The sequence below is a fragment of the Limosilactobacillus portuensis genome, assembly GCF_028607025.1.
GTDB lineage: Bacteria > Bacillota > Bacilli > Lactobacillales > Lactobacillaceae > Limosilactobacillus > Limosilactobacillus portuensis.
The window spans coordinates 15,723-27,601 of the sequence record NZ_CP117296.1 but is presented as its reverse complement, the minus strand read 5'-3'; the positions used below and the strand labels follow the sequence as shown (position 1 = coordinate 27,601).

Genomic DNA, 11,879 nt, shown 5'->3' with positions numbered 1-11,879 from the left:
AGTCTATTCCTCCACCTTTGCATTTCCATTTGCGAGCAACGATTTGAATAACCGTAATCCATCAGTATTACCAAGGAGTGCTTCAACAGCTCGTTCTGGGTGAGGCATCATTCCCAAAACATTTCCCCGTTCATTAGTAATCCCCGCAATATTACGCAGACTGCCATTTGGGTTTTCCTCAGCATACCGAAATACAACCTGATGATTCTTTTCAAGGCGGTCAAGCGTCTCTTCATCTGCAAAATAACTGCCGTCAGCATGAGCAATTGGCAAAGCGATTCGTTCGTGCTTTTCATATTGTTGAGTAAAGATCGTTTCGTTATTAACCACTTCCAGGGGAACGGTTTTGCAGACGAACTTTTGACTATCATTCCGTTTTAACGCTCCAGGAAGAAGACCAACTTCTGTTAAAATTTGGAAGCCATTGCAGGTCCCAAATACTGGTTTCCCTTCTTCTGCCATCTTGATAACCGCTGGCATAATATTAGTAAAGCGAGCAATTGCCCCCGCTCTTAAGTAGTCACCATATGAAAAGCCACCTGGCAACATCACAGCATCAAACCCTGCTAAACTCTTTTCTCGATGCGAAACATATTCCACATCAGCATGACAAACTGAGCGGAGTGCTTCATAGAGGTCAATATCACAGTTAGAACCAGGAAAAACAATCACCGCGATCTTCATTTAATCTTCCCCCATCACTTGATACTTATAAGTTTCCATATTGAAGTTAACTAAGAGTTGATCCGCAATTTCTTCAATTGTCTTTTCAACCACTTTTCCAGTCCCTTCAACAGTTACATCAAAGAATTTACCAACCTGGACATCCTTCACTTCGTCATGGCCCAGCGTATGAATTGCATCTTTAATGGTCTCCCCTTGAGGATCAAAAACTGATTGCTTATAGGTAACGAAAATCCGCACTTTTGTCATTTACTTATCCTCCGCAATAACATCTTCCAGCCGTGCTAATACTTGATCATAGGTTTGGGTTAAGTCAGCTAACTTTCGCCGATAAACATCCTTATCCATGTGCTGATCGGTTTTAATATCCCATAGCCGACAATTATCAGGCGAGAATTCATCTGCCAAAATAATCTTGCCATTGCTTAACCGACCGAACTCTAACTTAAAGTCAACTAATTGCATCCCCGCCTTTTCAAAAAGTGGTGTTAACAGGCCGTTAACCTCTCGACAAATGCCCCACATTTTTTCAAGTTCAGCATGGGTAGCAATTCCTAACGCAATCGTTGCCGACTCGTTAATAAATGGATCGTCTAATTCATCACTCTTATAAAAAGTTTCCTCAACCGGTTCTGGAAGCCTCTTTCCTTCGTCCAACCCATACCGACTAGCAAAGTGTCCCGCAACCACATTCCGGGTAACAAATTCTAGCGGAAACATCGTACATTTCTTAACTAGATCTTCATTAGCTGACAACTTTTTGATGAAGTGAGTCTCAATCCCGTGCTTGATTAAATATTGAAAAACCAAGCTTGAAATGGCATTAGCAGCTTCACCCTTTCCAGCAAAGTGCTCCTTCTTTTTCCCGTTCAGCGCAGTTGCTTGGTCCATATATACAACCCGCAGTACTTCGGGATCGTCTGTTTGCCACATCTGTTTTGCTTTTCCGGTATAAAGTAACTTTTCCATTGTTAATTAAGGCTCCTTTACATAAAAGACGAACATTAAATTAATTAATAACGATTTCATTCGTTAAAATCTGTCATTAATATACTCTCAGTCATAAGTAATTGTCAACATAATTTACTAACTTTATTTACGCTTTCTTTATAATAGTTCGTGTTTTACGCTAGTTTTCATTCTTAAAACCCGTAATTTTTATAAAATTAACCTAATTTATCTTTTAAGCCATTGTTAACTATCTCTAAATAAATATTTTTAATTTCTCAAGATAATTATTGACTTTTCAAAAATTAAGATTAAACTAATAATCAATTAAATTATGATTAGACTTTGAAGAGAAGAGTAGTACCTCGTCGTTTCTACAGAGAGTCCTTACTTGGTGAAAAAGGATATTCGACAACAGTATGAAGATGAGCTCTGAGTCATCTAACCTGGTCATCCCGGCTAGGTTAGACGGATAGCAACCGTTACATTGCGGAGTATTCATGTCTTATAATGAGTACTTAACGAGGTTGTTATTGTAAGGTAACAATAAACTCAGGGTGGTACCGCGAAAGCTTTCGTCCCATAGTTCAAATAGAATTATGGGACGAAAGCTTTTTTATTAGAAGCTAATCTAGCTTAATCAAATCACTTAAGAAAGGAGAATCAGTAATGACAGCAAATGCAAAAAATGGTTTCTTGCTCAGTAACGGTCACTGGCAAAATCACTATCTTAATAATCCGGTATCAATCGTGGTGGTTAATCTAATGCCAACCAAAGAGACAACTGAACGTCAATTTCTTGAAAGCTTCAATAGACTAACTCAAGACGTTGAACTTACTTTTCTTTATCCGGCAACTCACCACTTCAAAAACATTTCCTTCTCAGCGATCACTAAAGCTTACGTCAGCTTAGAAGAAATTGAGAATTACTCGTTCGACGGCCTAATCATTACTGGTGCTCCCGTTGAACAGCTTGCTTTTCAGCAGGTTGATTATTGGGAAGAATTTCGCACAATCTGTGACTGGGCAGAGCGTCATACCAAGCAAAGTTTGTTAGAGTGTTGGGCTGCTCTTGGCGGTCTCTATAACGACTATCAAATTAATAAGCACCAGTTATCACAGAAAATTTTTGGGATCTATCAAGCAACAGGAATTAACAGGTGTAATCAATTAGCGGAACATCTCACTAACCAGCAATTAATCATTCCCCAATCACGCCACTCCAATCCCAACGTTGATCCAGAGAACCTTCCCGATGATCTGCAAATTGTCGCTGAAAATAATGAAATTGGTCCTTTAATCTATCACTCTCCCGGTAAACACCGTACTTACATTACGGGCCATCCGGAATATGAAGCAGATACGCTTGCGCAGGAATATTACCGCGATCTAAAAAAGCGGCTGCCTATTCAGGAACCGCGTAACTACTTCTCTAACCGGAATACTGGTGAGATTAAATATTCATGGCGAAAATCAAGCACACAAATCTATCAAAATTGGTTAAACACATTTACACAACAGAAAGTAGGTACATTAGTATGAGTAATCAAGAACAATCACCAAAATACCATTTTGAAACCCTCCAAGTTCACGCTGGCCAAACCGTAGACGAAACTGGTGCTCGCGCGGTACCAATTTACCAAACGACTTCTTACGTTTTCAAAGACGCTAAACAGGCCGCCAACCGTTTTTCACTAAAGGAACCCGGCAATATCTATACCCGGCTAACCAACCCGACTACCGATGTCGTTGATCGTCGGGTAGCCGCCTTAGAACACGGGACAGCCGGAATCACTTTAGCTACCGGTTCAGCAGCAATCACCGCTGCGATCCTGAACATTGCTCAACAAGGCGATGAAATTGTTTCTGCAAGTACAATTTACGGTGGAACTTATGACCTCTTTGCCGTTACCCTTCCTAAATTAGGAATTAAAACTCGCTTTGTCGATCCTGATGATCCGGCAAACTTTGAAAAGCAGATCAACGAGCATACTAAAGCTCTCTACGTTGAAAGTATTGGAAATCCCGGGATTAACCTAGTTGACTTTAAGGCGATCGCCAAAATTGCTCATCAGCACGGAATCCTCTTCATTGTTGACAACACTTTTGGCACCCCCTACCTCGTTAAACCGCTCGACCTCGGTGCCGATGTTGTCGTTCACTCAGCAACAAAATTCATTGGCGGTCACGGAACAACAATGGGTGGTGTCATTGTAGAAAACGGAAAATTCGATTATAAAGCTAGCGGGCGCTACCCTGGCTTTACCACACCGAATGCGCAATATGATGGCCTTATTTTTGCCGACCTCGCTCCAGCAGCATTTACAACTAAGGTTCGGGCTGAAACAGCACGGGATCTTGGAGCCACAATCAGTCCATTTAACTCATTCCTTCTCCTTCAAGGGCTTGAATCACTCTCACTCCGGGTTGAACGTCACGTTGCTAACACCAGAAAAATCGTCAAATTTCTTAACGATCATCCAAAAGTTGCTTGGATCAACTACCCAGAATTAGCAGATAGCCCGTATAAGCCATTAGCAAATGAATACTTCCCTCACGGTGTCGGTTCAATTTTCACCCTTGGCCTCAAGGGCGGCGAAGAAGCAGGCAAGGAGCTTATCAGCAACCTCAAGCTCTTCTCATTATTAGCAAACGTTGCCGATGCCAAGTCGCTGATTATTCATCCAGCTTCAACAACTCATGCCCAGTTAAGTCCCGAAGAATTAAAGGCTGCTGGTGTGACTCCCGATCTCATTCGGGTTTCTGTGGGAATTGAAAACGCGGATGACCTGATTGCGGATCTCGACCAAGCACTAGCAAAGATTTAGCCAAGTAAAGGAGGCCCTGTTATGCAGACAATTACGATTGGTCTTCTCGGTCTGGGAACCGTTGGCGGAGGGGTTGTGAAGCTATTACAAGAACACGTTGCTAAAATCGAGCAAACCACCAACGTTCACTTTGTCCTTAAGCGAGTAGCGGTTGCCCACCTAGATAAGGCACGAAATGTAACCCTTCCTGATGATACAATTCTTACCGATCAACTTGATGAAGTTCTTAACGATCCGGAAATTCAAGTAATCGTTGAAACAATGGGGACCATCAACCTTGCTCGTCAGGCAATTACTCAGGCAATTTACAACCACAAATCCGTAATCACTGCCAACAAGGATCTCTTGGCAATCGATGGTCCGCGCCTTGCCCAGCTTGCTAAAAGTCGTCACGTTGATTTTCTCTATGAAGCGAGCGTTGCCGGTGGGATCCCGATTCTCCGGGTACTAAGCAGCAGTCTTGCAACAGACCAGATTAGTCAAGTCACCGGGATCATTAATGGGACTGCTAATTATATTCTGTCGGCAATGACCAGCAACAATGTTAGTTACGATAAAGCATTAATGAATGCCCAGAAAAAAGGCTACGCGGAAGCAAACCCGACTAATGATGTTAAGGGGATTGATACTGCCAACAAGCTTAGTATTCTTAGCCAGTTTGCATTTGGGAAAGCACTGGATCCCAATAAACTTGGTATCCGCGGTATCGAAAACCTTACCGCGGCCCAATTAGCTAGCGCAAACAATTTTGGCTACACAATTAAGCTCCTCGCAATTGCCAAGCGACTAGGTAACAAGCTCTATACCTTCGTTGGTCCAACACTAATTGAGCACAACAACCAACTTGCCCAAGTTAATGGTGTTCAAAATGCAGTTGCGGTTGAAAGTAATGCTCTTGGTTCAAGCATTTATACGGGGCCTGGTGCTGGTGCTAAGCCGACCGCTAACAGTATTTTAAGCGACCTTGCCGCAGTGGCAAATGACATTTTAGACTATGACTGCGGAAGCGAATTTAATAATTATCACAATGAATTAGCGCCCTGTAGTTTAACTACCGTTCCCCAATCATACCTGGTCACTACTTATGGGACTTCTGTTAAGCCGACTAATGCAATTAACTGGCAAGGTGAAACTAACAGCAATAACTACTGGAGTGGCCTTACCCCAGTTATTTCTCATCAAGAATTAGAGTCATTTCTCAAAAGTCTCCCCAAGAATTCGGCAGTTAGCTACTTACCAATCTATAACACCGCTAAATTATAAATCTTTTTTGGATATGAAAAGAGACCTCCTCAAGTATTTTTACTCATACTTAAAGAGGTCTTCTTATCACTCTTGAAGAAAATTTGTCACAAGCTTAAGAATCGCTGGTTTCTCTTTACCCATAAACTTATGTCCTTCTCCTTCAATGAGATGCAGTTCACTATTCGGCAAAATAACATTATATTTTTTGGAAGCTTCAGGTGAAACTACTGTATCCGCGAGGCCATGAATCAACAGTGCTGGCCCCATGAAATGTTGAGCAGTTTCATAGATTGGCAGCAACTGAGCCGTTCGGAAGTACTCACCGCTCACTGCCTCACCATGAACATCAACCGTTAATGGGATATGGTTAGGATCGTATTCGGTTCCCTGGCAGGTTCCCAGCAACGCATCATCCTTTAACGTTGCAGCTGGCGCTAAAAGGACTTCCTTAGTAATAACATCTCGATAATAAGCGGCCAACATCGAAGCTACTACGCCACCTTGAGAATGTCCAATTAAATAGATTTGTTGGGCGTCCATTTCCGAACGTGCAAAATCAATTATTTTCATTCCATCACTAATTTCACTTAATACGGTCATATCAGTAAAGGAACCATCGCTTTGACCACAACCCGCGAAGTCAAACCGCAGCGTTGGGATCCCTGCTTGATTCAATTCACGAGATAAATCGTACAAAAAATTGCCCGCTTTATAACCCCGATCTCCTTGAAAGCCATGCATCAAAATCGCTACTTGCTTATTTTGCAATTGTTCCGTTCCCTCTAAAACTCCACGAAGAGTAAGGCCATCGCGTTTTACAGTCACGTCCATGTTACCGACTCCTTTTACTTTGTCTTCTATTCTGTTATTTTACTATAATAAAATAGGAGGTGCTTCAAAATGATTCATAACTTTACAACAGACAATCAAGTTAACCACCGTTCAATTCGGCAGTTTAAGAATCAGCCATTAACTACCGAACAGCTAACAACCTTGTATGAAGCGGCCCGTCACACTTCATCAAGCATGTTTCTTCAGCAATTTAGCATCCTGCATTTGACCGATCCCCAGAAGCGAGCTGCTGTCCGCGAGATCTCAAAGCAGCCATATGTCGGTGCTAATGGCGATCTCTTTATTTTTATTGCCGATTTATATCGAAACCAGCAGATTCATCACCAACTCGGTAATGATGACGGTCGTCTCCACACTACGGATATTTTCATGCAGGCCGCTGAAGATGCAATTCTAGCTTTGCAAAACGCTCTAACGGCTGTTGAAAGCATGGGCCTTGGCGGTGTCGTTCTCGGGTCAATCAAGAACGATCCAGAAAAGCTAATTCAGGTATTAGACTTACCGAAAATGGCCTTCCCAATTCTTGGCTTACAGGTTGGGGTGCCAGATCAAGAACCGCAGTTAAAGCCTCGGTTACCTCTTGAGCAAATCGTCTTTGATGATAACTATCCACGTGATTTCAAATTGAGTTCACTGAAAGAGTACGACCAAATCGTAACGACCTACTATGACTTACGGGATGCTAATAAGCGAATCGACTCCTTCACTAAGCAAATCAATGGTGCTAAATTAAACCAACATGAAACAAGTCGTGATAAGTTGCTTCAGGCCCTTCACGAGCAGGGACTCGCCTTAAATTAATGGTTTAAACTACCAAACAGGTTTCAATGTTCAGCGATATTGAACATCGAAACCTGTTTTTCATTCATTAAATTAGTCTAAGCCGACCCGCTTAAAAATGTCATCAACGTGACGAAGGTGCCAGTGGTAATCAAAGGCATCGTCAAGGTCTTTCTTAGAGAGTTGCTTTTGAATCGTTGGGTCAGCTTCAAGCAATGGCCGGAACGGAATCTGTTCTGCCCAGCACTTAGCAGTATATGGTTGGATTAAGTCATAAGCCGCTTCACGAGTCATTCCACTATTAACCAACTTCAAGAGAACCCGGCCACTGTAAATCAAACCAAGAGTTTTATCCATATTCTTCTTCATTGTTTCTGGGAAGACATCGAGGTTATTTAAGATCCGACCAAAGCGACGGAGCATGTAATCAATTAAGGAAGTGGAATCTGGTAAAATCATCCGTTCAGCACTGGAGTGGGAAATATCCCGTTCGTGCCAAAGAGTGACATCTTCCATCGCCGTAACAACATTTCCCCGAAGAACCCGGGCACAACCACAGATGTTTTCTGAGCCAATTGGGTTCCGCTTATGAGGCATTGCGGATGAACCCTTTTGTCCCTTGGCAAAGTGTTCTTCAACTTCATGGATTTCAGTCCGTTGTAATGACCGAATTTCGGTTGCCATGTTTTCCAAACTAGTTCCCATTAAGGCAATTGCGGAAATGTATTCTGCATGAAGATCACGTGGAAGGATCTGGGTTGAAATTTCTTGGGCGCGTAATCCTAATCGTTCACAAACATACTTTTCAACGAATGGGTCAATTTCGGCAAACGTTCCCACAGCACCAGAAATTTTTCCGGCTTCAACACCGCGAGCAGCGTGCTCAAACCGTTCTTTGTTCCGTTTCATTTCGGAGTACCAACGGGCCACCTTGAGACCGAAAGTTGTCGGTTCAGCATGAACACCGTGAGTCCGTCCCATGCAGACAGTGTACTTATACTTTTCAGCCAACTTTTTCAGGACTGTCATAAAGTCGTCGATATCCTTGCGAATGATGTCGTTAGCTTTCTTTAAGCGAAGGCCCTGAGCAGTATCAACAACATCAGTACTGGTCATTCCATAGTGAACCCACTTCCGTTCTGGCCCAAGTGACTTTGAAACGTCACGGGTAAAGGCAATCACATCATGGTGGGTAACTGCTTCAATTTCAGCGATTCCATCAACGGAAAACTTTGCGTTTTTGCGAATTTTTTCCACATCTTCAGCTGGGATGTGACCAAGCTTACTCCAAGCTTCATCCGCGGCAATTTCAACTTCTAACCAACATTGGTATTGGGTTTCCAAGCTCCAAATTTTCGCCATTTCTGGACTAGTATAACGATCAATCATTAGTTAAAAATCCTCTCTAATTATTTCTCTCAGTAACAATATACCATGTTCTGGGAATTATTTATCCCAAATATGCGTATCATCAATCTCTTTCAATGTCTTAGCAAAATCATCAGTCAAAATTGTCACATGACCCATCTTTCGGTTATGACGAACTTCAGCCTTCCCGTAATCATGAAAATGCCAATTAGACTTCTTAGCAATTTCATCGCGAACTCCCGCAACGTGTTGACCAAGAACATTCACCATGACGACATGGTGGAGTAATTCAACCTTTGGTAATGGCCAATTGCAGATTGCCCGATTGTGGATCGCAAATTGGGAGAAGTTGCAGGCTTCAATCGAATAATGACCTGAATTATGTGGCCGTGGGGCAAGCTCATTAATGTAAATCTCACCGTCATTGCCGACAAACATTTCAACGCCAAGGATCCCTCGTAAGTCAATCGCATGGGCAATTTTAACTGCCATTTGCTTTGCCTTTTCCTGCAATTCAGGACTAATCCGTGCCGGGACGATACTAAGGTGCAGTATCTCGTTATGGTGAATATTTTCGGAAACCGGGAAGACTGTTACTTCCCCGTTTTCATTTCGACCGACCATCACTGAACATTCTAGTTTAAATGGCACCCATCCCTCAAGAATTGCGTCCTCTGTAGAAAGAATCCCTGAACATTTTCTGAGATCTTCATCGCTACGCAAAACTTCTTGACCATGACCATCATAACCACCTTCACAGGTCTTTAAAACTGCCGGATAGCCGATTTTCTTCACAGCCTTTTCCAGATCCGTCACATTTTTGACCGCCATAAATGGTGCCGTCTTCAAGCCCGCATTGCGGAGAAATGTCTTTTCCCGGATCCGGTTCTTAGTAGTGTACAACAGGTTAGTCCCTTGGGGAATGTAAACCCGATCGGCAACGTCTCGCAACGCATCCAAATCAACATTTTCAAACTCATAAGTTAAGACATCTGACCGGTGAGCCAGTTCTTCAATCGCCTTTACATCTGCATATTCCGCAATAATCTGGTCATCAGCAACCTGACCAGCCGGACAAGCAGGGGTTGGATCAAGCACAATGACCTTCATCCCCGTGTACTTAGCATCCAATGCCATCATCTGACCGAGCTGACCGCCACCGATAATCCCGATTGTTTGTCCCTGTTGAATCATCTTAGTCAAGGTGAGCACCGCTTTCTATTGATTGATCATGCATTTGCTTTCGGTAATCAAGAATCTGTTGTTGAATTGTCGGATCATTAATTCCAAGGATTTGGAGTGCTAATAACGCAGCATTCTTTGCCCCTGCTACTCCAATTGCTTGAGTAGCAACCGGAATTCCTGCGGGCATTTGAACGATTGATAAAAGTGAGTCCATCCCGCCGAGCGCTTTTGTTTGGCCCGGAATTCCGATTACCGGTAATGGAGTATTTGCTGCAATCATTCCTGGTAAATGGGCAGCCCCACCCGCACAAGCAATAATTACTTTGGTCCCTTTTTCCACAGCGTTTTGAGCAAACGCGAACATTTCGTTTGGCATTCGGTGAGCGGAAATAACATTTTTTTCATAGTCCACACCAAACTGTTCAAGGATCTTGCACCCTTTCTTAACGGTTGGCCAGTCTGATTTACTACCCATTACAACACTGATCGCACTCATAATTGAACCTCCTTAAAAACTGCTTTAAGGATAACAAATAGTTAAGATAAATACAATGATTTTACGAACTAAATATAATTTTAAATTAAAATAGTTCGTGTATGTAAAGTGCAAAAATAATCTGGCAATGAATAATAACCGTTCTTTGCCAGATTATTTTAGTTGACTTCTATTGCAGCAGAGTCAAGATCTGCTCGTCCTAACCTTCCTCGAGCTAACGACCTCCACCTCCGACGACGAAACGTCGTTCGGTGGAGAAATCGTTGGCCACCGGAAGGATTTAACGGGCTCGCACTCTAATAAATATAATCCCTTGTCATCGGCAGGTTGTTGCCAGAAGGACCTTTGGTAATCAGGTATTGAATAACATCAATGTTGCCTGATTCAAATGAAGCCGCACAAGCTTGAAGGTAAAGATCCCACATTCGAGTGAAGCGATCTCCCATCATATCTTCAATTTGGGAACGGTGAGCATTAAAGTTCATGTCCCAAATTTCTAGTGTTCGTTGGTAATGACGACGAAGCATTTCAACATCCGCAATCTGCATGTCATTCTCAACAATATGACCGATCATTTCTCCTAATCCAGGGACATATCCACCAGGGAAAATATACTTATTGATCCAACCATTGTAAGCACCGCCTTGTTGACGAGTAATTCCGTGAATCAGGGCAACACCATCCTGTGTAAGGTACTTATAGATATCCTTAAAGTAAAGGCCAAGATTTTCCTTACCAACGTGTTCAAACATTCCAACAGATGTGACATAATCCCACTTGCGGTCTCCTAATTCCCGGTAGTCAACCAAAAGAACTTCCGCAACATTTTCCAAACCTTCGTCCTTAATCCGCTTTTGAACGAGGTTAAACTGTTCTTCACTTAATGTTACTCCGGCGACCCGAAGACCGTATTCCTTGGCTGCGGTAAGCATTAGCGTTCCCCAACCACAACCAATATCTAATAAAGTCTTCCCAGGTTTTGGATCAAGCTTCTTTAAGATATGATGAACCTTATCAATTTGAGCTTTGGTCAGGTCGTCACGGTTACCATGATCAAAGTAGGCACAAGAGTAGGTTAATGTATCATCAAGCCATAATTTGTAAAAGTCGTTTCCAACATCATAGTGGCTTTGAACATCACTTTCACTTTCCTTTTCAGAGTGTCCTTGCTTGGGTAAAAACCGCCGAAATTTAGAATTCCGCATAAAACTACCGGCACTTTCATATGCAGCGGTAATTAACTTTTGAATACTACCCGTCAATTTCGATTTTGCCGTCCATGTAGGCTTCCCCAAGAGCAATGGAGGCGTTCTTCGTAACGTCACGGATCGGGAGTTTTTCCTTAAAGGTAATAGTTACTTCTGGTTCGCCATCACCATAAACCGCACTTTTACCGTCCCAGTAAACAACCTTAACTGGGATATTAAACGAGTGGCTTAACAGTGACTTATAGAACGTCTTTTCTAACATTTCTACGAATCCCTCTTTCAAAA

Annotated in this window: 11 protein-coding genes, 1 pseudogene and 1 other annotated feature; of the genes and pseudogenes, 4 read left to right on the top strand and 8 right to left on the bottom strand. The window is 42.6% G+C overall.

Features of this window, described 5'->3' with window-relative positions; translation table 11 throughout:
- Positions 1-3: 3 nt before the first annotated feature.
- From purQ to purC, 3 genes are read right to left on the bottom strand one after another with little or no spacing between them, the layout of a single operon-like run.
- Positions 4-684, bottom strand: coding sequence for a phosphoribosylformylglycinamidine synthase subunit PurQ (gene purQ / locus PRK60_RS00145; RefSeq protein WP_102169498.1), 681 nt, complete (start codon positions 682-684; stop codon positions 4-6).
- The gene (gene purS, locus PRK60_RS00140; RefSeq protein ID WP_102169499.1) at positions 685-933 is read right to left on the bottom strand and encodes a phosphoribosylformylglycinamidine synthase subunit PurS; all 249 of its coding nucleotides are present in this window, start codon (positions 931-933) and stop codon (positions 685-687) included. It abuts the gene before it with no gap.
- On the bottom strand, positions 934-1,653 hold the full coding sequence (gene purC, locus PRK60_RS00135) for a phosphoribosylaminoimidazolesuccinocarboxamide synthase (RefSeq protein ID WP_102169500.1): 720 nt from the start codon (positions 1,651-1,653) through the stop codon (positions 934-936).
- A gap of 315 nt (positions 1,654-1,968) precedes the next feature.
- Positions 1,969-2,218: a binding site (T-box leader), on the top strand.
- Positions 2,219-2,301: 83 nt separating this feature from the next.
- Here purC and PRK60_RS00130 point away from each other — a divergent pair.
- From PRK60_RS00130 to PRK60_RS00120, 3 genes are read left to right on the top strand one after another with little or no spacing between them, the layout of a single operon-like run.
- Positions 2,302-3,174: a homoserine O-acetyltransferase/O-succinyltransferase family protein gene (locus PRK60_RS00130; RefSeq protein WP_102169501.1), complete on the top strand. Its 873-nt coding sequence runs from the start codon at positions 2,302-2,304 to the stop codon at positions 3,172-3,174.
- Complete coding sequence (locus PRK60_RS00125) at positions 3,171-4,460, top strand: O-acetylhomoserine aminocarboxypropyltransferase/cysteine synthase family protein (protein ID WP_102169502.1); 1,290 nt, start codon at positions 3,171-3,173, stop codon at positions 4,458-4,460. The genes PRK60_RS00130 and PRK60_RS00125 overlap by 4 nt, the downstream gene beginning before the upstream one ends.
- 21 nt (positions 4,461-4,481) lie before the next feature.
- Positions 4,482-5,723: a homoserine dehydrogenase gene (locus PRK60_RS00120; RefSeq protein WP_102169503.1), complete on the top strand. Its 1,242-nt coding sequence runs from the start codon at positions 4,482-4,484 to the stop codon at positions 5,721-5,723.
- A 66-nt stretch (positions 5,724-5,789) separates the two neighbouring features.
- On the opposite strand, the gene PRK60_RS00115 is transcribed toward PRK60_RS00120, so the two are convergent.
- Positions 5,790-6,536: an alpha/beta hydrolase family protein gene (locus PRK60_RS00115; RefSeq protein WP_102169504.1), complete on the bottom strand. Its 747-nt coding sequence runs from the start codon at positions 6,534-6,536 to the stop codon at positions 5,790-5,792.
- A gap of 69 nt (positions 6,537-6,605) precedes the next feature.
- On the opposite strand from PRK60_RS00115, the gene PRK60_RS00110 reads away from it, so the two are divergent.
- Positions 6,606-7,358: an NADPH-dependent oxidoreductase gene (locus PRK60_RS00110; protein WP_273646075.1), complete on the top strand. Its 753-nt coding sequence runs from the start codon at positions 6,606-6,608 to the stop codon at positions 7,356-7,358.
- 72 nt (positions 7,359-7,430) lie between these two features.
- Here the strand turns inward: PRK60_RS00110 and purB are convergent, their stop codons facing one another.
- The 4 genes and pseudogenes from purB to PRK60_RS00090 all read right to left on the bottom strand — a co-directional run bounded on the left by purB (position 7,431) and on the right by PRK60_RS00090 (position 11,856).
- A complete protein-coding gene (gene purB, locus PRK60_RS00105; RefSeq protein WP_148444674.1) occupies positions 7,431-8,726 on the bottom strand; it encodes an adenylosuccinate lyase in 1,296 nt (431 codons plus the stop codon).
- Positions 8,727-8,783: 57 nt separating this feature from the next.
- Complete coding sequence (gene purK, locus PRK60_RS00100) at positions 8,784-9,899, bottom strand: 5-(carboxyamino)imidazole ribonucleotide synthase (RefSeq protein ID WP_180960010.1); 1,116 nt, start codon at positions 9,897-9,899, stop codon at positions 8,784-8,786.
- Between the two features lies 1 nt (position 9,900).
- Positions 9,901-10,386 (bottom strand): 5-(carboxyamino)imidazole ribonucleotide mutase, encoded by a 486-nt coding sequence (purE, locus tag PRK60_RS00095; RefSeq protein WP_102169508.1) that lies wholly within the window; start codon positions 10,384-10,386, stop codon positions 9,901-9,903.
- A 296-nt stretch (positions 10,387-10,682) separates the two neighbouring features.
- Positions 10,683-11,856, bottom strand: a pseudogene (locus PRK60_RS00090) (class I SAM-dependent methyltransferase).
- Between the last annotated feature and the right edge of the window lie 23 nt (positions 11,857-11,879).

Bases quoted from the DNA above. Each gene is read 5' to 3' on its own strand.
- purB (WP_148444674.1), bottom strand. From the start codon at position 8,726: ATGATTGATCGTTATACTAGTCCAGAAATGGCGAAAATTTGGAGCTTG.
- PRK60_RS00120 (WP_102169503.1), top strand. From the start codon at position 4,482: ATGCAGACAATTACGATTGGTCTTCTCGGTCTGGGAACCGTTGGCGGA.
- purC (WP_102169500.1), bottom strand. From the start codon at position 1,653: ATGGAAAAGTTACTTTATACCGGAAAAGCAAAACAGATGTGGCAAACA.
- purK (WP_180960010.1), bottom strand. From the start codon at position 9,899: ATGATTCAACAGGGACAAACAATCGGGATTATCGGTGGCGGTCAGCTC.
- purS (WP_102169499.1), bottom strand. From the start codon at position 933: ATGACAAAAGTGCGGATTTTCGTTACCTATAAGCAATCAGTTTTTGAT.
- purQ (WP_102169498.1), bottom strand. From the start codon at position 684: ATGAAGATCGCGGTGATTGTTTTTCCTGGTTCTAACTGTGATATTGAC.
- PRK60_RS00130 (WP_102169501.1), top strand. From the start codon at position 2,302: ATGACAGCAAATGCAAAAAATGGTTTCTTGCTCAGTAACGGTCACTGG.
- PRK60_RS00110 (WP_273646075.1), top strand. From the start codon at position 6,606: ATGATTCATAACTTTACAACAGACAATCAAGTTAACCACCGTTCAATT.
- purE (WP_102169508.1), bottom strand. From the start codon at position 10,386: ATGAGTGCGATCAGTGTTGTAATGGGTAGTAAATCAGACTGGCCAACC.
- PRK60_RS00115 (WP_102169504.1), bottom strand. From the start codon at position 6,536: ATGGACGTGACTGTAAAACGCGATGGCCTTACTCTTCGTGGAGTTTTA.
- PRK60_RS00125 (WP_102169502.1), top strand. From the start codon at position 3,171: ATGAGTAATCAAGAACAATCACCAAAATACCATTTTGAAACCCTCCAA.